Here is a 23,508-nt window from a genome sequence, read left to right as displayed (position 1 = left end):
TCGGCGTTTGGCGCCGAATGTGAATGCGTGATGTGAACCGGCGGAATCGCCCTAGGAAGATGAAGTGAAAACACCTTGGATCAGTTAGTATTTTTGCCGCTCGGCGGCATCGGCGAAATCGGCATGAATTTCGCCCTCTACGGCTATGGGCCGGAACACCAGCGCGAGTGGATCGCGGTCGACTGCGGCGTCTCCTTCGCCACGCCCGAGTTTCCCGGCGTCGACCTCGTCTTCCCCGACATCCGCTTCATCGAGCGGGAAAAGGGGTCGCTGAAGGCGATCATCATCACCCACGCGCATGAGGACCATTACGGCGCGCTGCTCGACCTCTGGCCGCGCCTGCAGGCGCCGGTCTACGCCACCGCCTTCACCAACGCCTTGCTGCAGGCCAAGCGCGAAGGCGAGCCGGGTGCGCCGAAGATCCCGGTCACGATCTACAAGGCCGGCGACACCTTCCGCGTCGGCCCGTTCGAGATCGAGGCGGTCAACGTCACCCACTCGATCCCCGAGCCGGTGGCGCTTGCCATCACCACGCCGCTCGGCACCGTCGTCCACACCGGCGACTGGAAGATCGACAAGACCCCGGCGCTCGGCAAGCCGACCGACGAAAAGCGGCTGCGCGAGATCGGCGAGAAGGGCGTTCTGGCCCTCATCTGCGACTCGACCAATGCGATGCGCGAGGGCGTCTCGCCGAGCGAGGCCGACGTCACCAAGTCGCTGACCGAGGTGATCCAGGAGGCCTCGGGGCGCGTCGCCGTCACCACCTTCTCGTCCAATGTCGGCCGCATCCGCTCGATCTCCGTCGCCGCACACAATGCGGGTCGCCAGGTTCTGCTGCTCGGCCGCTCGATGAAGCGCGTCGCCGACGTCGCCGGCGAACTCGGCTATCTCGAAGGCATCCCCGAATTTCTCGAGGAGCAGGATTTCGGCTACATCCCGCGCGAAAAGGCCGTGATCATCCTGACCGGCAGCCAGGGCGAAGCCCGGGCAGCGCTGTCGCGCCTGTCGCGCGACGAGCACCCGACGGTCGCTCTGTCGAAGGGCGACACCGTGGTGTTCTCCTCGCGCGCCATTCCCGGCAACGAGCGCGGCATCCTGGAGGTCAAGAACGGCCTCATCGACCGCGGCATCCTCATCGTCGAGGATCACGACAAGCTGGTGCACGTCTCCGGCCATCCCCGGCGCAGCGAGCTCCGCCAGATGTATGAATGGGTCAAGCCAAAGATCGCGATCCCCGCGCACGGTGAGTCGGCCCATCTCTCCGCGCATGCGGCCCTGGCCCGCAGCCTGGACGTCCCGGAAGTCGTCGAAGCCCGCAACGGCAAGATGGTGCTCCTGGCGCCCGGCGCCGCGCGGATCATCGACGAGGTCCCCGTCGGCCGTCTCTACAAGGACGGCAGGCTGATCGGCACGGTCGAGGAAATGGGCATCGGCGAGCGTCGCCGCGTCGCCCAGGTCGGCCATGTCACGGTGCTGGTCGAGCTTAGCGGCAAGCTGGAGCTGCGGCACGATCCGGACGTCGTCTGCCTCGGCATGCCGAAGCTGGACGCTGCCGGCGAGGACATGGAAGAGGTCCTGATCGACGCCGTCGCCGGCGCGATCGAGAGCATCCCGCGCGCCCGCCGCAAGGACCTCGAGCTCGTTCGCGAGTCGGCCCGTCGCGCCACCCGCGCGGCCGCCTATTCCGCCTGGGGCAAGAAGCCGCTGGTGACGGTGTTTGTCACGCAGTCCTGAGGCTGCGATAAGACCAGGCCGGCTCTCGAGCCGGCCTGGTGGTTCGCGACGCGGGCAAGGCTTTTAGCCCTCTCCGCTGCAATTCCGGCGAATTGCTGGGACTAGAGCGGACGTTCGCCACGGCGAACACCGGACCGGTCAACGCCGACGGCCTGCCGGCTCGTCGACGACGTGATCCTGGCGTCAAGGGGAGGGTGCAATGCTCGGTCGTCTCAACCACGTCGCCCTGGCGGTTCCCGACCTCGCCGCGGCGATCCGCAGCTATGAGAAGACTTTGGGGGCGACGGTTTCGGTGCCGCTGATGCTCCCCGAACACGGCGTGACGGTCGTCTTCGTGGAACTGCCCAACACCAAGATCGAATTGCTCGAGGCGCTCGGGCCGGCATCGCCGATCGCCGCCTTCCTCGCCAAGAGCCCAAAAGGCGGGATGCACCACATCTGCTACGAGGTGACCGACCTTCCTGCCGCGACCGCCCGGCTGGTCGAGTCGGGCGCGCGCATCCTTGGCGACGGCACACCGAAGATCGGCGCCCACGGCCGCCCCGTGATCTTCATCCACCCTGGCGACATGTTCGGCACGCTGATCGAACTGGAGGAAGTAAGCCCATGAACTGGATCACCCTCCTCGCCCTCTATTTCCTCATCTGGTGGACGGTGCTCTTCATCGTCCTGCCCATCGGCATGCGCTCGCAGAGCGATGACGACCATGTCGTGCTCGGCACCGATCCCAGCGCGCCGACGCGGTTTCGCCCGCTGTGGATCTGGTCGTGGACGACGGGCATCTCGCTGCTGGTGATCGGCGCCTACTACGTCGTGACGGAGATCCTCGGCGTCGGCCTCAACAGCTTTCCCAATTTTCTGCCGGGGATCCGCTGAAGGCTGTGTGAGGGACGGCCCCGGTCGTCCGTAAAACGGCCGTGGCAGTGCCCGCAGACCGGGACGCGACCGGCGCGGCCGGAAGAGCGAGGCGGTCCGGCGTATTCCGGTCAGATACCAGAATAGTCGGCGGCGAGGCGGACGGGCCTTCGCCTCGGCTCCTGATTGCGCCGTCCAAACCGCCGTCCGCCAGAATGCCGCGGGAAAAATGCACAAAAAAAATGCAAGACCGAAGTCTTGCATTTTCAGATTGCAGATCTGGGTTTTCAAACCGGATACATTGTCCGGGGCCGCGACCGAAGTGCGCCGAAAACCACGTCCTCCCGAGACTAGACCGCGATGCGAATGTCTTAAGGACACCCGTGTTTATGTCTGGAACGCTAACCTCTGCGCTGCTCATTGTCACGGAAAATATCAGGATTGTGACAAATTTCTGATGCTGCGCTGCGATAAATGGCATGGCGCGCTCAAATCTCAGGCATGCGTGGCATCCCTTTTCAAGGCCAGGGCAAACGTCTAAGACCGCAGCAGGGCCTGCCGGGCGGGAACGCATCCGTCCCAGGACAGGCCGAGAGTTGTACGATTCCCGAACCGGCCTTGCCGCCCGCCCGCAAAAGGCTGCAGGCCGGCCGAAGCCCTGAAAGTGCGGTCCAGCATGCGCATGTCGCGTTTCTTCCTGCCGATTCTCAAGGAAACCCCGAAAGAGGCGGAGATCGTCTCGCACCGGCTGATGCTGCGCGCCGGCATGATCCGCCAGCAGGCGGCGGGCTCCTATTCCTTCCTGCCGCTCGGCAAGCGCGTTCTCGACAAGGTCTGCGCGATCATTCGCGAGGAACAGAACCGCGCCGGCGCCAACGAGATCCTGATGCCGACCATCCAATCGGCCGACCTCTGGCGCGAAAGCGGACGCTATGACGACTACGGCAAGGAGATGCTGCGGATCGAGGATCGGCACGGCCGCGACATGCTGTTCGGCCCGACCAACGAGGAAATGGTCACCGACATCTTCCGGTCCTCGGTCCGGTCCTACAAGGACCTGCCGCTGAACCTCTACCACATCCAGTGGAAGTTCCGCGACGAGGTGCGGCCCCGCTTCGGCGTCTTGCGCTCCAGAGAGTTCCTGATGAAGGACGCCTATTCCTTCGACATCGACTACGAATCCTCCAAGACCGCTTACGACCGGATGTTCGTCGCCTATCTCCGGACTTTCCAGCGTCTCGGCGTGAAGGCCATCCCGATGCGGGCCGATACCGGCCCGATCGGCGGCGAGCTTAGCCACGAATTCCTGATCCTCGCCTCGACTGGCGAGAGCGGCGTGTTCCTGCACCGCGACTATCTCGAGATGGAGACGCCGGGCGAGGGGGTCGATTTCAACGACGCCGCGGGCCTCGCCAAGGTCGTTGAGACCTGGACGACGCCCTATGCCGCGACCGAGGACATGCACGAGGCGGGAACGTTCGATGCCCTGCCGGAGGCCGACCGCATCGCCGCCCGCGGCATCGAGGTCGGCCACATCTTCCATTTCGGCACGAAATATTCCGAGCCGATGAACGCCGTCGTCACCGGGCCGGACGGCAAGGATACGCCGGTGTTCATGGGCAGCTACGGCATCGGGCCGAGCCGCCTGGTCGCCGCGATCATCGAGGCCTCGCATGACGAGGCCGGCATCATCTGGCCAAAGTCGGTCGCGCCCTTCGATGTCGGGCTGATCAACATGAAGCCGGGCGATGCCGACTGCGACGCGGCCTGCGAGGCGATCTATGCCGGGCTGACAGCCGCAGGCCAGGACGTGCTCTACGACGACGAGGACACGCGCGCCGGCGCCAAGTTCGCCACCATGGACCTGATCGGCCTGCCGATGCAGGTGATCGTCGGGCCGCGCGGCGCCAAGAGCGGCGAGGCCGAGCTGAAGAACCGCGCCACGGGCGAGCGCACAGCGGTGCCGCTCGCCGAGATCGTCGGGCGACTGTCCGCATGAGCGCCACGGAGCCGGCTCAGGCCGCCGTCACGCCGCCGCCCGTGCCCGGGACGAAGCCGTTTTCGCGCTTCGAGTGGATGATCGCCGGGCGCTATCTGCGCTCGCGCCGCCGCGATGCCGGCGTCTCGGTCATCGCCGGCTTCTCCTTCGTCGGCATTCTCCTCGGCGTGGCCGCCCTCATCATCGTGATGTCGGTGATGAACGGCTTTCGCACCGAACTCCTGACGCGCATCCTCGGCGTCAACGGCCATGTCGTCATGCGCGCCATGGACACGCCGCTCACAGATTTCGACGCCGTCACCCAGCGGATCGTCAAGGTTCCCGGCGTGACCAACGCCATGCCGCTGGTGCAGGGGCAGGCGCTGGTCAGCGGCAAGGGCGAGGCGCGCTCCTTCGCGCTGGTCAAGGGCGTGCGCGGCGCCGACCTGTTGAAGCTGAAACCGGTCGCCTCGAACATCATCCTCGGCACCATCGGCGAATTCGACACGTCCGGGGGCGTGGCCGTCGGCAGCCGCCTGGCGCAGACCCTGGGCCTCGCGCTCGGCGACAGCATCACTCTCATCGCGCCCGAGGGCGACACGACGCCTCTCGGCACCGTGCCGCGGGTAAAATCCTATCCGATTACCGCGATTTTCGAGATCGGCCTCTCCGATTTCGATGCGGCCTACATCTACATGCCCTTCGCCGAGGCGCAGCTGTTCTTCAACGCCGAGAATCAGGCGCAGTCGATCGAGATTTTTGCCGACCGTCCCGATGCCGTCCGCGACCTGCAGCCGTCCATCGAGCAGGCGGCCGGGCGGCCGAACTACACGTCGACCTGGCAGCAGGACAACCAGTCCTTCTTCTCGGCCCTGCAGGTCGAGCGCAACGTCATGTTCATCATCCTGACGCTGATCGTCCTCGTTGCCGCGCTGAACATCATCTCCGGCCTGTTCATGCTGGTGAAGGACAAGGGGCGCGACATCGCCATCCTGCGCACCATGGGTGCGACGCGCGGCTCGGTGATGCGGGTGTTCTTCATCACCGGCGCCTCGATTGGCACCGCCGGCACGCTGGCGGGGCTCCTCCTCGGCGTCCTGTTCTGCCTGAACATCGAGAACATCCGGCAGTTCTTTTCCTGGATTTCGGGACGGAGCCTGTTCGATCCGGAATTCTACTTCCTCAGCCGGCTGCCGGCGGAGATCGACGTCAGCGAGGTCGTTCTGGTGACCGCCATGGCGCTCGGCCTCTCCTTCCTCGCGACGATCTTCCCTTCGTGGAAGGCGTCGACACTCGATCCCGTCGAGGCTCTGCGCTACGAATGACCGTTCCCACCCATTCCCTCCGCCTCGACAAGGTCGAGCGCTTCTTCGCCCAGGGCGAGGAGCGACTGACCATTCTCGACGGCGCCGACTTCGAGATCTTTCCCGGCGAGATGGTGGCGCTCGTCGCGCCGTCCGGCGCGGGCAAGTCGACACTCCTGCACATCGCCGGGCTTCTGGAGAAGCCGAACGCCGGCGAGGTCTATATCGACGGCGAGGCCTGCGGCAGCCTCGACGACCAGCGGCGCACGCTGATGCGGCGCCAGTCGATCGGCTTCGTCTACCAGTTCCACCATCTCCTGCCCGAGTTCTCGGCGCTGGAAAACGTCATGCTGCCGCAGATGATCGCCGGCCTCGAGCACAAGGAGGCGGCCGAGCGGTCGCGGCAATTGCTCGACTACATGCGGATCGGCCCGCGTGCCGCGCACCGTCCGGCCGAGCTTTCGGGCGGCGAGCAGCAGCGCGTCGCCATCGCAAGAGCCGTCGCCAACAGCCCGCATGTTCTCCTGGCGGATGAGCCGACCGGCAATCTCGACCCGACCACCGCCGGCTACGTCTTCGACGCGCTGACGGCCCTGGTCCGGCAGTCGGGCGTCGCCGCCCTCATCGCCACCCACAACCACGAGCTCGCCGGGCGCATGGACCGGGTGATCACGCTCGAGGCCGGCAAGATCGTGCCCTACCTCATCGGCTGAAAGCCGACCGACCCCGCGCCATTAACCAGATTTCATCGAACCCGCAGAGCCAAGAGCGCTGCGGGTTCGATCGCGCTTGACCTTTCTCCGAAAAAGGAACAAAACAGAAACATAGGAACAGACAGGGAACGAAGACATGCTGTATCTCGTCAAGGACCTCGCCTCGCTCGCCGCCGTCGCCATGTTCGTCACCAGCTTCGCTTTGGTCATTCACTCGATCTGACGTCCGATTTCCTGTTGAGTTCGCTTGGCCGAACTCGACAGGACGGGCCGCCCGGAGGAGAGTGCGGCCACATCAGCGACAGGGGAGAACGGCATGGCGGGCGCCACCAAGCCGGACGCAGCGGCGCCGGCACTGAAGTTCGTGCATCTGCGCTGCCACAGCGCCTTTTCGCTTCTGGAAGGCGCGCTGCGCATCGACCAGATCGTCAAGCACGCCAAGGCCGACGGCATGCCGGCCATCGGCATCGCCGACACCGGCAATCTCTTCGGCGCGCTTGAATTCTCCGAGAAGGCGGCCAAGGCCGGCATCCAGCCGATCACCGGCTGCCAGCTGGAAGTCGACTTCGGCGACGCCGATCCGGAGGCGGGCGTTTCGCAGCGCGAACGCAACGCGCCCGAGCCGCATGCGCCCATGGTCTTCATCGCCGCGACCGAGAAGGGCTATGCCAATCTCGTCGAAATCGTCTCGCTCGCCTATCTCGAACATGATGGCAATGTCCGGCCGCATGTCCTGCTCGACTGGCTGCGGACCCGCTCGGAGGGAATCATCGCGCTCACCGGCGGGCCGCTCGGTCCGATCGGCGCCGCGATCCAGGCCGGTCGCGGGGCGATCGCGCGCCAGCGCCTGGAAACACTGCGGGGCATCTTCGGCGATAGTCTCTATGTCGAGCTCCAGCGCCACGGCCAGCGCGGCCGCCGCATCGAGAGCGAGACCATCGTGCTGGCCTACGAACTGGAACTGCCGCTGGTCGCCACCAACGAGCCCTTCTTCTACGTCCCCGAGGATTTCGACGCCCACGACGCCCTGATCGCGGTGGCGAGCAACCGTCTCGTCAGCCACGAGGATCGCCGGCGGCTGACGCGCGACCACTATCTGAAGTCGCAGGCGGAAATGGCGGTTCTTTTCGCCGACCTGCCGGAAGCGCTGGAGAACACGATCGAGGTGGCGCGGCGCTGCGCCTTCCGCCCGCGCACGCGCAAGCCGATCCTGCCCCGTTTTGCCGGCGCCGACGTCGACGCGGCCGAGGCCGAGGTGGCGGAAGTGCTCGAGCTTCGCCGCCAGGCGGAGGAGGGGCTGGAGGCGCGTCTCGCCGCGCATGGTCCCTGCGAGGGCCAGACCGTCGAGGTCTACCGCGCGCGCCTCGCCTTCGAGCTCGACGTCATCGAGCGGATGAAGTTTCCCGGCTACTTCCTGATCGTCGCCGACTTCATCAAATGGGCCAAGGTCCAGGGCATTCCGGTCGGGCCCGGCCGTGGTTCGGGCGCCGGCTCGCTCGTCGCCTACTCCCTGACCATCACCGATCTCGATCCCTTGCGCTTCTCGCTGCTGTTTGAGCGATTCCTCAATCCCGACCGCGTCTCGATGCCGGATTTCGACATCGACTTCTGCCAGGACAGGCGCATCGAGGTCATCCGCTACGTCCAGGACAAATACGGCCGCGAGCAGGTCGGCCAGATCATCACCTTCGGCACGCTGCAGGCGCGCGCCTGCCTGCGCGACGTCGGCCGCGTGCTGGAAATGTCCTACGGCCATGTCGACAAGCTCTGCAAGATGGTGCCGGCCAACCCCGCCAATCCGGTGACGCTGGCGCAGGCCCTCGTCGAGGAGCCGCGGCTGCAGGAGGAGCGCGAGAAGGAGGAGATCGTCGACCGGCTGATCACCATCGCGCTGAAGCTCGAGGGCCTCTACCGCCACGCCTCGACGCACGCCGCCGGCATCGTCATCGGCGACCGGCCTCTGTCGCAGCTGGTGCCGATGTACCGCGACCCGCGCTCCGACATGCCGGTGACGCAGTACAACATGAAGTGGGTCGAACAGGCGGGCCTCGTCAAGTTCGACTTTCTCGGCCTGAAGACGCTGACCACGCTGAAGACGGCGGTCGACCTGATCGCGCGGCGCGGCATCGACATCGATCTCGGCAGCCTGCCGCTCGACGACAAGAAGAGCTACGACATGCTGACGCGCGGCGAGACCGTCGGCGTGTTCCAGGTGGAATCGATCGGCATGCGCAAGGCGCTGATCGGCATGCGCCCCGACCGCTTCGAGGACATCATCGCCCTCGTCGCGCTGTACCGTCCGGGCCCGATGGAGAACATCCCGACCTACAACGCCCGCAAGCACGGAGAGGAAAAGGCCGACTACATCCACCCGATGATCGAGGTGGTGCTGAAGGAGACTCAAGGGGTCATCATCTACCAGGAACAGGTGATGCAGATCGCCCAGATCCTGTCGGGCTATTCGCTCGGCGAGGCTGATCTCCTGCGGCGCGCCATGGGCAAGAAGATCCGCGCGGAGATGGACCAGCAGCGCGTGCGCTTCGTCGAGGGCGCGCTGAAGAACGACCTGACCAAGCCCCAGGCGAACATGATCTTCGACCTCCTGGCGAAATTCGCGGACTACGGCTTCAACAAGAGTCATGCCGCCGCCTATGCGCTGGTCGCCTATCAGACGGCCTATCTCAAGGCGAACTACCCGACCGAGTTCCTGGCGGCGTCGATGACGCTCGATATCGGCAATACCGACAAGCTGAACGATTTCCGCCTCGATGCGACGCGCCTCGGCATCGCCGTGGTGCCGCCCTCGGTGCAGACTTCGCACCGCGCCTTCGAGGTCGAGGAGAACCGCATCTTCTATTCGCTGGCGGCGATCAAGGGCGTCGGCGAACAGGCGGTCGAGCACATCGTGGAACAGCGCGGCACCAAGGGCTATGCGACGCTGGAGGATTTCTGTGCCCGCATCGATCCGAAGATCGTCAACAAGCGCACGCTCGAAAACCTCATCGCCGCCGGCGCCTTCGACTGTTTCGGCTACGACCGGGCGCAGCTCTCGGCCAATCTCGACATCCTGTCGGGCTATGCCCTGCGTCTGCACGAGGCACGCATCTCCGGCCAGAACGACATGTTCGGCGCCGCCTCCGGCGAGCCCGAGCGGCTGCATCTCAACGACGCGCCGGGCTGGACGTCGACGGAGAAGCTGATGCGCGAATTCCAGGCGATCGGCTTCTACCTTTCGGCGCATCCCCTCGACGAATATAAGGACACGCTGAAGCGGCTAAGGGTCCAGACCCATGCTGAGGTGGTGGCGAGCGTGAAGCGCGGGGCGAGTGCCGGCAGGCTCGCCGGCACGGTCACCTCGCGCCAGGAGCGCAAGACCAAGAGCGGCGGCAAGCTCGGCATCATCGCTTTGTCGGATCCGAGCGGCCAGTACGAGGTGGTGCTGTTCACCGAGGCGCTGACGCAGTTCCGCGAACTGCTGGAGCCGGGTTCATCGGTGATCCTGATGGTCGGCGCCGAGGAGCGGCCCGAGGGCATTTCGCTGCGGGTGCAGGGCGTGCAGTCGCTGGAGGACGAGGCGGTGCGCAACCAGAAGGCGCTGCGCGTCTTCATGCGCGACGCCGGCCCGCTGAAAGTGTTCCGCAACCAGCTGCGCGACGCCGGCGACGCGGAGGTTTCCTTCGTGCTGATCCAGTCCGGGGGCGAGCGCGAGATCGAGATCTCGCTGCCCGGCCGCTACCGGGTGTCGCCGCAGATGGCGAGCGCGATCAAGGCGGCGCCCGGTGTGCTCGAGGTGGAGCTGACATAAAGGGCTGCGGCTCCGACCGGCGGGCAGGGGGCTGTCACGCCGATGGGGGCCGGCGCGCGTCGGCAATCGCGAGCGGTCACGTCGGTCTTCCCCGCTGATCGCGTCGGGGCGCCGGGCGCCGGAATCGCCTTGTCAGCGCACCGTCCTAAACCGTTCGGGCCGCTGACGTTCCGTTGCCCCGGCAAGCCTGCGCAGCGACGCGTCGGGCGCGTCGATCGCTCGATGGCCCCTGCTGAACGCTTCCTGCACCCTGACCGACTGAGCGCCATGAATCACTCTCTCAGCGAACCGGCTTAAGCGATTCGGGAGACTGACGTTCTGGCGTCTCTTCCAGCTTGCGCAGGGACGAGTCGGGCGCGTCGATCGGCTTGGCGCGAAAGGTGTAGCCGGTCTCGATCGCGGCGTTGCCGAACTTGTCGCGCAGCCGGTCGAGTGCGGCTTCCGCCTTGGCGCGTTTTTCCGCCAGGGGGTCGACGAGATCGGCCGGGTCGGCCAGCGCGGCGGCGGAGAAATCATGGCAGCCGATGCCGATGAGGCGAAAGCGCGTCCCGTCCAGTTCGGCCTCGATCAGCTGCCGCCCGGCCTCGAAGATCCGGTCGGCAAGGCGCGTCGGCCGCAGCAGCTTGCGGCTGCGGGTGCGGATCTTGAAGTCCTGGGTCTTCAGCTTCAGCACCACCGTGGCGGCGGCAAGATCCGTCGCCTTCAGGCGTCGAGCGACCTTTTCCGAGAGCGTGCGCAGGATCGGAATCAGCTCCTCGCGGCGCCAGAGGTCGTCGTTGAAGGTGGTTTCGGCCGAGATGCTCTTCATCTCGCTGTGCGGCTCGACCGGACGCGGATCGATGCCGCGCGAGAGGCGCGACAGCCGCTGGCCCATGACGCCGTAGCGGCGCATCAGCGCCGTCTCGTCCATGCCCTGCAGCTGGCCGATCAGCCGCAGCCCGTCGCGCGCCAGCGCCGCCTCGGTCGCCTGGCCGACGCCGGAAAGAAGCGTGATTTTCTTGTCCCTGAGGAAATCCAGCGTCTCGGCCTGGCCGATGACGGAAAAGCCGCGCGGCTTGTCGAGATCGGAGGCGATCTTGGCGAGGAACCGGTTGTGCGACAAGCCGATCGAGACGGAGATGCGCAAGTCCCGCTCGATCGAAGTGGCAAGCCGCGCCAGCGTCATCGCTGGCGGCTCGCCGTGCAGGCGTTCGGTGCCGGAAAGATCGAGGAAGGCCTCGTCGATCGACACCGGCTCGACCAGCGGCGTGACGGCGCGCATGCGCTCGCGCACCTCCTTGCCAACAGCCGCGTATTTCGCCATGTCCGGGCGGATGATGACCGCCTCGGGACAGAGTTTCAGCGCCTTGAACATCGGCATGGCCGAGCGCACGCCGGTGATCCGGGCGATGTAGCAGGCCGTCGTCACGACGCCGCGGCGACCGCCGCCGATGATCAGCGGCTTGTCGGCCAGGTCCGGGCGATCGCGCTTCTCCACCGCGGCATAGAAGGCGTCGCAGTCGAGATGGGCGATGGCGAGCGAAAAGAGCTCGGGATGGTGCAGCACGCGTGGGCTGCCGCAGGCCAGACAGCGGCGCACGCCGGCGCTCTGCCGGGAGAGGCAGTCCCGGCAAAAGCTGGGGTGCGGGAGGTCAGCGGACTCGGGCGTCGCCATGGCCTGATCTAAGGGCAGGGGGCCCCGGGCCGCAAGCGCCGAATGCCGGGCCGGACGTTTTCAGCCGCCGAGAAGCCGGGCCATGATCGGCTCCGCCTCGGCCCAGTTGCGCGCCTCCTCCGCGCCCGCGGGCAGCGGCGGCAAATGCTGGCGAAACACCGCGTTGGCCATGAGATGCACGAGGCGCGCCCGCGGCAGGCTGCGCCCGACCGAAACGAGGTTCGGCGGCAGGTCGTCGGCAAACACCAGCGGCCCGCTCCAGCGCTCGCCGAGCTCCGCGACCACCGCGCCCTTCGACCGCTCGGTCGCGATCATGGGGAAACCGAGCCCAGCAGCATCCAGCAGCCGGCGACGCTGCGGGTAATAGGCCGGGGTCATGGCGGTAAGAAAGACGATGTCGGCCGCCGCGGAAAGGCGCTGCAGCGCGGCAGCGACCCCCTCGACCGGCAGCTGGCGGGTCTCCTGTTCGGCATAGAGGCGCGTCGTCACCTGATCGAGTTCGCCGCCGCTGAGCGCCGCCCCGGTCGAGATCGAGCGGACATTGCCGGTCAGGTGAAAACTCTCGGCGTGGAGCCGCGCGCCGCTCTCTTCCAAAAGGGCGCAGAAGGGCGCGATGAAGTGCAGCACGACCTCGTCGATATCCAGCACCAGCAGCGCCGACCGGTCCCGGGCGATGTCGGCGATGGCGGGCCCGGCGGTGACGAGCGGACGGCTCACCACGGGTCCACCCCGAAGGCGCCGCCCAGCCGGTCCCGCGCCTGTCCGACAGACTCGGGCGAAAGGCCGGCCTGCGCGGCGAAGGCGAGCAGCGTCGGCTCGTGTCCGAGCAGAAAGTCGAGAAGACCGGCGAAGAAGGCCGGGTCGCGCGCGGCGGCCCGGACCTGTCCGACCTCCATCCCCGACAGGGCCAGAAAGCGCTCCATCTGTTCCGGGTCGCCGGCAATGAACGTCAATGCCTGCACCCCGATCTCCAGTGCAGCCGCCTCGGCTTCTTCAGTCGAAGTGCCTCGTCCTGTTTTCAACAAGGATAATGTCCTTCACACTCGGTTCGATCGATTCCCAATTCTTAAATCAAATTCGGTTATGTCTCGATGCATCCGCCGACGAATTCGCCGTTGTCCGGGTCGCATAGTCGGAAAGTGGAGACGGGTGAATGCCGAAGACCGTGATGATCGTCGAAGACAACGAGCTGAACATGAAGCTGTTTCGCGACTTGATCGAAGCGCACGGCTACCGGACGGTTCAGACCCGCAGCGGCCTGGCAGCCGTCGATCTGGCGCGCGAGCACCGACCCGACCTGATCCTGATGGACATCCAGCTTCCGGAAATTTCGGGGCTCGAGGTCACGCGCAACCTGAAGGCCGACAACGATCTCTACAAGATTCCCGTCATTGCCGTGACGGCCTTCGCCATGAAGGGCGACGAGGAGCGCATCCGCCAGGGCGGTTGCGAGGCCTACATCTCCAAGCCGATCTCCGTCACCAAGTTCATCGAGACCATCAAGTCCTTCCTCGGAGATGCCTGAGAGCACCCATGACCGCCCGGATCCTGATCGTCGACGACATGGACGTCAATCTGCGCCTGATGCAGGCGCGGCTGACGGCGGAGTATTTCGAAGTTCTGACGGCGACGAGCGGCGCCGACGCGATCGCGATCTGCGAGCGCGAGACCATCGACCTCGTGCTGCTCGACGTGATGATGCCGGATATGGACGGCTACGAGGTCTGTCGACGTCTCAAGGGAAACGCCAGGACGCGTCACCTGCCGATCGTCCTGATCACCTCGCTCGACCAACCGGCCGACCGGGTGGCGGGCCTCGAGGCGGGGGCCGACGACTTCCTGACCAAGCCGGTGCGCGACCTGCAGCTGTTCAGCCGCGTGCGCAGCCTCGTGCGTCTGAAAATCCTGACCGACGAGCTGCGGATCCGCACCGAGACGACGGCCAGCCTCGTCGCGCGTCACGATGTGATGGCCGAACTGGCCGGGCGCGCCCCATCCGGGCGCCTGATGGTCTTCGACGATGACACGGGCCTTGCCAGCCGAATCAAGCGAATCCTCAAGACCGAGCACGTGGTGGAAGCGACGCGGGAGCCGGCTGCCGTTCTTCACGACGAGGCATCGTCAGCCTACGATCTGTTCGTCGTCAATCTGGCGACGGCGAGTTATGATGGCCTGCGCCTCTGCTCGCAGGTCCGCTCGAGCGACCTTCTGCGGCAGGTGCCGATTCTCCTCGTCAGCGATTTCGCCGACGACGTGCGGACGGCCAAGGCCCTGGAGCTCGGAGCGAACGACTATCTCGCCAGCCCCCTCGACCGCAACGAGCTGCTGGCGCGGGTGCGCACCCAGATCAAGCGCAAGCGCTACGACGACGGGCTGCGGCAGTCGCTGCGCGAAACCATCGCCCTTGCCGTCACCGATTCGCTGACCGGGCTGAACAACCGACGGTTCCTCGAAAGCCATCTGCCGGTGGTGATCGAGCGCGCGAGGACCGACGCCAAGCCGCTCTCCGTCCTCATCGCCGACATCGACCATTTCAAGCGCATCAACGACGGGTGGGGCCATGATGCTGGAGACGCGGTGCTGAAGGAGTTCGCGGCCCGGCTGAAGGACAGCCTTCGGGCCAGCGACCTCGCCTGCCGGTTCGGCGGCGAGGAATTCGTCATCCTGATGCCCGAGGCCGACGGCCGCACGGCCCAGATCATCGCCGAGCGCCTCCGATCGCTCGTCGCGGACGCGCCCTTCGACGTCGCCGGAGAGGCCATCCTGGTCACCGTCAGCGCCGGGATCGCGGTCCTCGATCCGGCGACGGACGACTGGGAGAGCCTGCTGAAACGGGCCGACCGCGGTCTCTACGAAGCCAAGCGCAACGGCCGCAATCAGGTCGTCGCGCTCGCTGCCTGAGCCGTAGACTGGCGCCGCCCAAGCTGATTAACCAAACGTAAAGATTGTCACGAGGCGACTGAGCTCGCCATTGCAAAGCCGCGCGATTCGCGGGACCTTGCCCTAGGGTGAACTGCCGGAATGTCCGGCGTCAGAGACACCCCATGGAGTGCTCGGGTCCGCCGCAACTCCTGGGTCCCGTGGGGCCGGCGACCGGTATCCAGGCCAATACGGTGTCCTCGCACCGCCGCCGGGTACCGGTCGCCAACCCGCCGCCCGCCACACAGCCGATTGTCGTCACCGCCAGAGCTTCCTGATGACGTTGGCAGCAGGGGCCTTCCCTGCCGATCAAGTCGCCATGCACCGATAGTGAGACGGGTGCGGCGGCTCCTGCGGTCCCTTGCGGCCAGTCCAGCCCAAACGAAAACGCCGCCCTGAAGGGCGGCGCTGCATCTCGTCGACCGGGGTCGAAGCGACCGATCTTACTTGATCTTGGTCTCTTTGAACTCGACGTGCTTGCGCACGACCGGGTCGTACTTGGTCTTGGTCATCTTGTCGGTCATCGTCCGGCTGTTCTTGGTGGTGACGTAGAACGTGCCGGTGTCAGCGGTGCTGAGCAGCTTGATCTTGATCGTGGTAGCCTTCGCCATATCGGTATTCCATCGCCTTGCGGTGTGAAGCTCTGCAAGACGACGACCCGGATACGGTTCCTCGCGGCTTGCGGCATTGAATTGAAACTGGCCGGCCTGCCTGGTCCGAAGCAGGATGCCTCCCGAGGGAGCGTACGACCCGCCAACGCCATGGCATGACGGATGCAGCATCCGACCCTGCTTTCGCCGCGGACACTAGCCGAGCAAGGCCTGAAGTCAAGCGTGATTTTTGCTGGACGTCAGGCGGACGAGGGTCAGCACGAGGTAGGCGGCAAAGAACAGGGCCAGCGACCAGGCGAAGCCGTCGGGGCCGAAAAGGTCGAGGGCGCCGCCAATCGTCTGCGGCCCGATCAGCATGCCGGCCGAGTAGCAGAAGATGAAGGCGGCGTTCGCCGGGGCCAGTTCCGAGGTCTCGAGCTTGGCGCCGAGATGGGCGAGGCCGACCGTGTAGAGGCCGGCGACCACGCCGCCCCAGATGAACAGCGTTCCGGCCATCAGCCACCAGTCCTCGACGAGGTAGGGCAGGCAGAGCGAGCCGACGCAGCCGACGACGGCGAAGAAGAGCAGCAGCTTGCGGCGGTCCTTGACGCGGTCGCTGTAGAGGCCGATCGGGATCTGCAGCAGCACGTTGCCGAGGCCGATCGCCGTGAGGAGCTGCGCCGCGCTCGCCTCGCTGAAGTTCACCATCTGGCCGTAGATCGGAAACAGCGCGAAGCCGCCCGATTCGACGGCGCCGAAGATCAGCACGGCCGCCGTCGCCGTCGGCACGATATAGAGATAGCGCCAGAAGCCGCCATGCGTGGCCGTGCCGATCACGGGCTGGCGGTCCCAGGCGAGAATCAGCGGCACGAGAGCGGCGAGGATGACGCCGGCGCCGATGCCGAAGGGCAGGAATCCCTGCGAGCCGATCTGCGAGAACAGCCAGGGCCCCAAGGCGAAGCCGAGCGACAGGAAGGTGGCGTAGATGCCGAGGATAAAGCCGCGCTTGCCCGGCGGCGCCGCGGCATTGATCCAGAACTCCGACAGGATGAACAGGGCGGTGATGGCGAAATGGAAGACCAGGCGCAGCGGAAACCAGGTCCAGAACGGCACGAAGAAATAGAAGCCGAGCGCCGAGAGGGCGGCGGCGACGATCGCCAGCGCCATCGTCAGCCGCACGCCGAGGCGCCGGGCGATCGGCGTCACCAGCGGCGCGGCGAGCAGCGATGCGGCACCGGCGACGGCGGTATTGGCGCCGATCATCGTCGGCGAGATGCCGCGCTGCTCCAGGATCACGCTGAGAAGCGGCAGGCCGAGACCCAGCGCCACGCCGACGGCGCTGATCGAGGCGATCGCGGCGCCCGCCGCCCACCAGTCGATGGCACCGGCTTCACGCTTCATCTCGGCGACGAGTTCGGACGGCTCATGATTGTTCATGTCGGTCAGATCATTTCCCGAACGCTGCGACCCCGCAGGAAGCGGTAGAACGGCATGGGCCGGCTACCGTCGCGCCAGCTGCCGTCACGCAGCCTGTCCTCGATGTCAGACAGCACCTGACGCGTTATCGCGGGAAGATCAAGCGCGGCAATCTCATCCAGGGAAAACCAGCCGAGCGAATCGAATTCGGGATCGGGCCTTTCGGCAAAGGGCAGGGTGGACACGATCCTGTCGGCCGAGACGCAGAAGAAGCGGGTGTCGAACCGCCGGGGCATTCCGGACGGCGTGATGGCACGGGCCACCGGCATGAGGCTGGCCGGGTCGGGAACGATGCCGGCGGACGAGAAGCCGCTCCACCCGGCATCCCCGTCGCCGAGCGCGCCGGGTGTTCCGAGCATGGCACCCACTTCCTCGAAGGTCTCGCGGATCGCCGCCAAGGCGAGTCCGACCGCCTGGCGGGCACCGAACCTGGCGGGCGTAGCCGCCAAGAGACGGTTTTCGACGTCGGCGGGAAGCTGGAATTGCCGGGCGAGACGAAGATCGCTCGCCTCCATACGGCCGCCGGGAAAGACGTATTTACCTGGCATGAAGGCCAGCTTCGGCGAGCGCCGCCCCATCATGATCCGAGGGGAGGCGCCGGTCTCGTCGAGAAGAATGAGCGTGGCCGCCGGTCGGATGAGTTGTCGACGTGCCGATGGCGGGGCGACGCGACTCAGGCTGCCTGCCGCACCCGCGCTGTCCGGCAAGGCCTAGTGGTCCGCTGCGTCGGACAGACCGCCGAAACCATGCATGCGCATCGCCCATTGCAGGCCGATCGTCGCCCCCTTGAAGGGGCGCAGCAGAGCGAGCGACATCACCAGGGTGACGGGCAGCCAGATGGCGAGCTGTACCAGCAGCGACGCCGGCGTAATCTCCTCCATCGCCATGTAGAGCCCCACGACGATGTGGCCGACGATGAAGACGGTGAGGTAGGGCGGCAGGTCGTCGGCGCGGTGGTGGAAATACTCCTCCTGGCAGACGGCGCAATGGTCGACGCTCTTGAGGTAGCCCTGGAACAGCTTGCCCTCGCCGCAGTTCGGGCAACGGCAGAGGAAACCCCGCCCGATGGAGCGCCAGAGCGGCCGGGCAGGCTTGTCGGCGGCGCCGTGGAAGGTCGCGACATCGGTGTTTTCGAGGGTCATCGGTTCTTTCTCACTTTCGCCGCGACGTTCTTGGACCGGCCGGGACGGCCGGAGGGGCGCACGCGCATCTTGTGGAACGAGGCGGACGACGCGGGCAGAGGCCGCGGTTCCGTCAGCATCTCGAAACGCATCGAGCCCGCCAGAGGAATGGCCTCGACCAGCTTCACGAGGACGCTGTCCCCGAGGCGATATCCGCCGCCGCTGCGGCTGCCGACGAGGGAGTGGCTGACCTCGTCATAGTTGAAATACTCGTTTCCGAGGCTGGATATGGGGATGAATCCGTCCGCGCCAAAGGCCGGAAGCTGAACAAAAAGCCCAGCCTTTGTCACGCCGGCTATGCGTCCGTCGAATTCCTCGCCGATGCGGGCGGCCAGATGATGGGCGATGAGCCGGTCGACCGTGTCGCGCTCGGCGGCCATGGCCCGGCGCTCGGCCTTGGAGATCTGCTCGGCCGTGGCTTCCAGCTGTTCCTCGTCCTCGCGGGTGAGGCCGCCTTCGCCGAGCCCCAGCGCCGTCACCAGTGCGCGGTGGACGATAAGGTCGGCGTAGCGCCGGATCGGCGAGGTGAAATGCGCGTAGCGCATCAGGTTCAGACCGAAATGACCGATATTGTCCGGCGAGTAGGCGGCCTGGCTCTGCGAGCGCAGCACCACCTCGTTGACAAGGCTCTCATGCTCGCCGTCGCGCACCTGCGACAGAATGCCGTTGAAGTGCGAGGGCCGGAGCGCGCCGGATTTGGCGAGGGCGATGTCGAGCGTGCGCAGGAAATCGCGCAGCGATTCGAGCTTGGCGAGCGAAGGGGCATCGTGCGCGCGGTAGATCAGCGACTGCTTCTTGGCTTCGAGCGTCTCGGCCGCGGCGACGTTCGCCTGGATCATGAACTCCTCGATGAGCTTGTGCGCATCGAGCCGCTCGGGGACCATCACGCGCTCGACCTTGCCGTCGGCCCCGAGGATGAGCTTGCGCTCGGGCAGGTCGAGGTCCAGCGGCTGGCGCCGATGGCGGGCGTCCTTCAGCAGCGCATAGGCGTCCCAGAGGGGCCGCAGCACGTCGGCAAGGATCGTCGCGGAGACGGGCGACGGCTCGCCGTCGATGGCTGCCTGTGCCTCGGCATAGGCGATCTTGGCATGGCTGCGCATCAGGATGCGGTGGAATGTGTGACGGCGCTTCTCGCCATCGGCCGAGATAACCATGCGCACCGCGAGCGCCGGGCGGTCGACGTCCGGCTTCAGCGAGCAGAGATCATTGGAGATCCGCTCGGGGAGCATCGGCACAACGCGATCGGGAAAATACACCGAATTGCCGCGCAGCCGCGCCTCGGTGTCGAGCGGCGAACCCGAGCGGACGTACCAGGAGACGTCAGCGATCGCGACGGTGAGGACCATGCCGCCGGGATTGGCCGGATCGACGTCCGGCCGCGCGTGCACGGCGTCGTCGTGGTCCTTGGCGTCGATCGGATCGATGGTGACGAGCGGCAGGTCGCGCCAGTCCTCGCGATCCTTCAGGCCGACGCTGTCCGGCGCGGCCTCGGCAGCGTCGAGCACCGAGCGCGGGAAGACATGCGGGATGTCGTGGGCGTGCAGCGCGATCGTAGAGATCGCCTTCTCGGTCTGCAGCGAGCCGATGATCGTCGTGACGCGCGCGATGGGCAGGCCGACACGCGAGCGTTCAGACGGCTCGACCTCGACGAGGTCGCCTTCCTTGGCGCCCATGGTCGCATCCGGCGCCACCTTGTATTCGAGCTGGCGACGCTCGACCGGCTCGATGCGGCCGCCACCGCCGGGCATCGGCCTGAACACGCCGAGGGCAAGCGTCTTCTTGCGCTCGAGCAGCCGGACGACGGAGGCCGTCGGGGCATCGGGGTCGCTGCGGTCGAGCTTGGCCAGGATGCGGTCGCCGATGCCCGCGACGGGGCCGGCGCTGGGCGTCTGGCGCACCAGGAAGGAGGGACGATCGCCGTTGAGCGCATTGTCCCAGCCGAGCGGCACGGCGAGGAGACCGCCATCGTCGTCGCGCTGGCGGATTTCCAGCACGGTGACCTCTGGCAGGGCGCCGGGACGCACGAACTGCTTGCGGCCGCCGGCGAGAAGGCCCTCGGCCTGCAAATCGGCGAGGATGTCCTTCAGGAGAAGGCGACTGTCGCCCTTGACGCCGAAAGCCTTGGCGATCTCGCGCTTGCCGGCGCTCTCCGGATTGTCGGCGATGAAGCGCAGCACCGCCTCCCGTGTCAGCACGGTGCTGATGTCGAAAGGTTTTGCGCGCTTCGCCATGCCGTCTACTCTGCCGCCGGCTTGGCGACTTTCTTCGGGGCCTTGATCAGCGTGGTCACGACCGGGGCCTTGGCCGGTGCTGCGGCTGCGGGCTTAGGAACGGCTCGCGCGCTCGGCTTGGTCTCGCCGTCGACGGCCTTCTTCGCCGCGGGCTTCTTGGCCGCCGCCTTCTTGGCGGGTGCCTTGGCGCCCTTTTCAGCCGCGACCTTCTTGGCGGGCGCCTTCTTGGCGGGCGCCTTCTTCGGCGTCTTTCCGGCCTTTTCGGCGCGCTCGTTGAGGAGGATGATTGCTTCTTCGAGCGTCACGCTCGCCGGATCCTTGCCCTTCGGCAGGGTGGCGTTGATCTTGGCGACGTTGACATAGGGGCCGAAGCGGCCTTCGCGCACGGTGATGGGGCCGCCGAAATCGGGATGCTCGCCGAGCGTCGCCAGCGCCGCCGGCGTGCCGCGGGAGGCAAAGCGATCCTTCTTCTCGGCAATCACGGTCACCGCCCGGTTGAGGCCGACGGTGAACACGTCCTCGATCGTCTCGAGATTGGCGTAGGCGCCGTCATGCTGCAGGAAAGGCCCATAGCGGCCGAGACCGGCGAGGATCGGCTTGCCCGTTTCCGGATGCAGGCCGACTTCGCGCGGCAGCCGGATCAGCTGCAGGGCCTTCTCGAAATCGAGCTCCGCCGGCAGCCAGCCCTTGGGCAGGGACGAGCGTTTGGCCTCCTTGCCCTCGCCGCGCTGGACATAGGGGCCGAAACGGCCCGAGCGCAGCGTGATCGGCTCGCCGCTGTCGGGATCGTCGCCCATGACCTTCGGCTCGTCCAGGCCGGCATCGCCGGCGCCCTCGGCCTGCATTTTGCTGCCGAGCTGGCGGGTGAAGTTGCAGTCGGGATAATTCGAGCAGCCGACGAAGGCGCCAAACTTGCCGAGCTTCAGGCTGAGCTGACCATTGGCGCAACGCGGGCAGGCGCGCGGCTCGGTGCCGTCCTCCTTCGGCGGGAAGGCGAGGGGGGCGAGCTCGATGTTCAGCGCGTCGAGCACGTCGGTGACGCGCAGCTCTTTGGTGCCGTCGACCTGGGCGGAGAAATCCTTCCAGAATTCGCGCAGCACGTCCTTCCAGGCGAGTTCGCCGGCCGAGATCCGGTCGAGCTGCTGCTCGAGATCGGCGGTGAAATCGTATTCGACGTATTTCTCGAAGAAGTTGTGCAGGAAGGCCGTCACCAGCCGTCCCTTGGAATCGGGGATCAGGCGGCGGTTCTCGTTGATGATGTATTCGCGGTCCTGCAGCGTCTGCAGCGTCGCGGCGTAGGTCGAGGGTCGGCCAATGCCGAGCTCTTCCATCTTCTTGATCAGCGAGGATTCGGAATAGCGCGGCGGTGGCTCGGTGAAGTGCTGCGAAGCCTCGATCGCCCGCTTCTCGGCCGTCTCGTTCGCCTCGATCAGCGGCAGGCGGGCCGAATCGTCGTCGTCGCCTTCGACAGCCACAACGCCATCGTCGCGATGGTCGACATAGGCGCCGAGAAAGCCGTCGAACCGGACGACGGAGCCGGTCGCGCGCAGCGTCGCCGATTTGTCGCCGTTGCGGGCCGCGATGTCCACGGTGGTCCGCTCGATGTCGGCAGACGCCATCTGGCTGGCGATGGTGCGCTTCCAGATCAGGTCGTAGAGCCGCGCCTGGTCGCGGTCGAGATGCTGCTCGACGTCCTTGGGAAGCCGGGCAAAAGAGGTCGGCCGGATTGCCTCGTGCGCCTCCTGGGCGTTCTTCGCCTTGCTCGTGTAGATGCGCGGCTTCTCGGGAACGTATTTGGCTCCAAAGGTCGTGCCGATGGCGGCGCGCGCATCCTCGATGGCTTCCGGCGCGATCTGCACGCCGTCCGTCCGCATATAGGTGATGAGACCGACGGTCTCGCCGCCGATGTCCATGCCCTCGTAGAGCTTCTGCGCGACCTGCATGGTGCGCGAGGCGGAGAAGCCGAGCTTGGCGGAGGCCGCCTGCTGCAGGGTGGAGGTCGTGAAGGGCGGGCCGGGATTGCGCTTGGTCGGCTTGGCCTCGACCGAGGCGACCTTGAAGCTCGCGCCGTCCAGCATGGCGCGGATGGTTTCCGCGCGCTCGCCGTTGGAGACGGTCAGGCGCTGAATCTTGTCGCCGTCAAAGACGGAGAGGCGGGCGGAAAACTCGTCGCCGCGCGGCGTCGCGAGCCGCGCGCCGATGTTCCAGTATTCCTCGGGCTTGAAGCGCTCGATCTCCGACTCCCGGTCGCAGACGAGGCGCAGCGCCACCGACTGTACGCGGCCTGCCGAACGGGTGCCGGGAAGCTTGCGCCACAGCACCGGCGAGAGGGTGAAGCCGACGAGATAGTCGAGCGCGCGGCGCGCCAGATAGGCGTCGACCAGCGGCTCGTCGATCTGCCGGGGATTGGCCATCGCGTCGAGCACGGACTTCTTGGTGATGGCGTTGAAGACGACGCGGCTGACCGGCTTGGTGCCGATGACCTTCTTCTGCCGAAGGACCTCCAGCACATGCCAGGAAATCGCCTCGCCCTCGCGATCCGGATCCGTCGCGAGGATCAGCCTGTCGGCTCCCTTCATCGCCTGAGCGATTTCGGTCAGCCGCTTCTGCGAGGCCTTGTCGACATCCCAGCTCATCGAGAAGTCGTCGTCGGGCAGCACCGAGCCATCCTTGGCCGGCAGATCGCGGACATGGCCATAGGAGGCCAGAACCTTGAAGTTCGAGCCGAGATACTTGTTGATCGTCTTCGCTTTTGCCGGCGACTCGACGATGACCAGATCCATGCAGGCGGTCCTAGAGTTTGATGACGGGGAGCAGGCTCGCGGGACGGGGGTCACCTCGCTGCGCCACAGCAAGCCCACACATGGACAGCCAAAGCCGGGGGGTCAACCCCCGGCGCAGTCCACCCATTCGGGTATTGCAACCAGGAGAGGCATATATATTATCATGCTCTCCTGTGGCGAGGGGGCGGAGGACCTGCCGTCGACGTCGCCGCATCCGATCGAACCCACAGAGTCGGAACCCATGCCACACATACCGCGCGGAGATTGCCACAATCTGAGATACGT

The 23,508-nt window shown here is 66.3% G+C and carries 18 protein-coding genes; 9 read left to right on the top strand and 9 right to left on the bottom strand.

Going from position 1 to position 23,508, the window contains the following annotated elements; all coding sequences use genetic code 11:
* Positions 1–123 precede the first annotated feature (123 nt).
* From IEX88_RS15440 to dnaE, 7 genes are all read left to right on the top strand, one after another.
* On the top strand, positions 124–1,734 hold the full coding sequence (locus tag IEX88_RS15440; RefSeq protein ID WP_188852466.1) for a ribonuclease J: 1,611 nt from the start codon (positions 124–126) through the stop codon (positions 1,732–1,734).
* Between the two features lie 199 nt (positions 1,735–1,933).
* Positions 1,934–2,344, top strand: a complete 411-nt coding sequence (gene mce / locus IEX88_RS15435; protein WP_188852263.1) for a methylmalonyl-CoA epimerase — start codon at positions 1,934–1,936, stop codon at positions 2,342–2,344.
* Positions 2,341–2,610, top strand: a complete 270-nt coding sequence (locus IEX88_RS15430) for a DUF1467 family protein (RefSeq protein WP_188852261.1) — start codon at positions 2,341–2,343, stop codon at positions 2,608–2,610. The genes mce and IEX88_RS15430 overlap by 4 nt, the downstream gene beginning before the upstream one ends.
* A gap of 655 nt (positions 2,611–3,265) precedes the next feature.
* A complete protein-coding gene (gene proS / locus IEX88_RS15425; RefSeq protein WP_188852259.1) occupies positions 3,266–4,588 on the top strand; it encodes a proline--tRNA ligase in 1,323 nt (440 codons plus the stop codon).
* A complete protein-coding gene (locus IEX88_RS15420) occupies positions 4,585–5,892 on the top strand; it encodes a lipoprotein-releasing ABC transporter permease subunit (RefSeq protein WP_188852258.1) in 1,308 nt (435 codons plus the stop codon). Before proS ends, IEX88_RS15420 begins: the two co-directional genes overlap by 4 nt.
* Positions 5,889–6,584, top strand: coding sequence for an ABC transporter ATP-binding protein (locus IEX88_RS15415; RefSeq protein ID WP_188852255.1), 696 nt, complete (start codon positions 5,889–5,891; stop codon positions 6,582–6,584). Before IEX88_RS15420 ends, IEX88_RS15415 begins: the two co-directional genes overlap by 4 nt.
* Positions 6,585–6,900: 316 nt before the next feature.
* A complete protein-coding gene (gene dnaE / locus IEX88_RS15410; RefSeq protein WP_188852253.1) occupies positions 6,901–10,389 on the top strand; it encodes a DNA polymerase III subunit alpha in 3,489 nt (1,162 codons plus the stop codon).
* A gap of 280 nt (positions 10,390–10,669) precedes the next feature.
* Here the strand turns inward: dnaE and IEX88_RS15405 are convergent, their stop codons facing one another.
* Genes IEX88_RS15405 through IEX88_RS15395 form a run of 3 tightly spaced genes read right to left on the bottom strand, consistent with a single transcriptional unit; the run spans position 10,670 to position 13,068 of the window.
* A complete protein-coding gene (locus IEX88_RS15405; protein WP_188852251.1) occupies positions 10,670–12,043 on the bottom strand; it encodes a DNA polymerase IV in 1,374 nt (457 codons plus the stop codon).
* A gap of 60 nt (positions 12,044–12,103) precedes the next feature.
* Positions 12,104–12,760 (bottom strand): hypothetical protein, encoded by a 657-nt coding sequence (locus tag IEX88_RS15400; RefSeq protein WP_188852248.1) that lies wholly within the window; start codon positions 12,758–12,760, stop codon positions 12,104–12,106.
* A complete protein-coding gene (locus tag IEX88_RS15395; RefSeq protein ID WP_188852246.1) occupies positions 12,757–13,068 on the bottom strand; it encodes a DUF3572 domain-containing protein in 312 nt (103 codons plus the stop codon). Before IEX88_RS15395 ends, IEX88_RS15400 begins: the two co-directional genes overlap by 4 nt.
* Before the next feature lie 128 nt (positions 13,069–13,196).
* Between IEX88_RS15395 and IEX88_RS15390 the strand changes: the two genes are divergently transcribed.
* Complete coding sequence (locus IEX88_RS15390) at positions 13,197–13,568, top strand: response regulator (RefSeq protein ID WP_188852245.1); 372 nt, start codon at positions 13,197–13,199, stop codon at positions 13,566–13,568.
* Positions 13,569–13,576: 8 nt separating this feature from the next.
* Entirely contained in the window at positions 13,577–14,944 is a 1,368-nt protein-coding gene (locus tag IEX88_RS15385; RefSeq protein WP_188852243.1) for a PleD family two-component system response regulator, read from the top strand.
* A gap of 461 nt (positions 14,945–15,405) precedes the next feature.
* Here the strand turns inward: IEX88_RS15385 and rpmG are convergent, their stop codons facing one another.
* The 6 genes from rpmG to topA form a co-directional block, all read right to left on the bottom strand.
* Positions 15,406–15,573 (bottom strand): 50S ribosomal protein L33, encoded by a 168-nt coding sequence (gene rpmG / locus IEX88_RS15380; RefSeq protein ID WP_188852241.1) that lies wholly within the window; start codon positions 15,571–15,573, stop codon positions 15,406–15,408.
* Between the two features lie 216 nt (positions 15,574–15,789).
* Positions 15,790–16,989 carry an MFS transporter gene (locus IEX88_RS15375; protein ID WP_188852239.1) on the bottom strand — a complete coding sequence of 400 codons (1,200 nt, stop codon included), beginning with the start codon at positions 16,987–16,989 and terminating at the stop codon, positions 15,790–15,792.
* A gap of 5 nt (positions 16,990–16,994) precedes the next feature.
* Positions 16,995–17,735, bottom strand: a complete 741-nt coding sequence (locus tag IEX88_RS15370; RefSeq protein ID WP_188852236.1) for an NUDIX hydrolase — start codon at positions 17,733–17,735, stop codon at positions 16,995–16,997.
* A gap of 3 nt (positions 17,736–17,738) precedes the next feature.
* Positions 17,739–18,170 carry a DUF983 domain-containing protein gene (locus IEX88_RS15365; protein WP_188852234.1) on the bottom strand — a complete coding sequence of 144 codons (432 nt, stop codon included), beginning with the start codon at positions 18,168–18,170 and terminating at the stop codon, positions 17,739–17,741.
* Positions 18,167–20,440 (bottom strand): ribonuclease R, encoded by a 2,274-nt coding sequence (gene rnr, locus IEX88_RS15360; RefSeq protein WP_188852232.1) that lies wholly within the window; start codon positions 20,438–20,440, stop codon positions 18,167–18,169. Before rnr ends, IEX88_RS15365 begins: the two co-directional genes overlap by 4 nt.
* A 5-nt stretch (positions 20,441–20,445) precedes the next feature.
* Positions 20,446–23,223 carry a type I DNA topoisomerase gene (gene topA, locus IEX88_RS15355; RefSeq protein ID WP_188852228.1) on the bottom strand — a complete coding sequence of 926 codons (2,778 nt, stop codon included), beginning with the start codon at positions 23,221–23,223 and terminating at the stop codon, positions 20,446–20,448.
* Positions 23,224–23,508: the final 285 nt, after the last annotated feature.

The sequence above is a fragment of the Aureimonas glaciei genome, assembly GCF_014643375.1.
Classification (GTDB): Bacteria; Pseudomonadota; Alphaproteobacteria; order Rhizobiales; family Rhizobiaceae; genus Plantimonas; species Plantimonas glaciei.
Note: the sequence above shows the minus strand (reverse complement) of the source record. Positions and strands in the feature narration are given on the sequence as shown.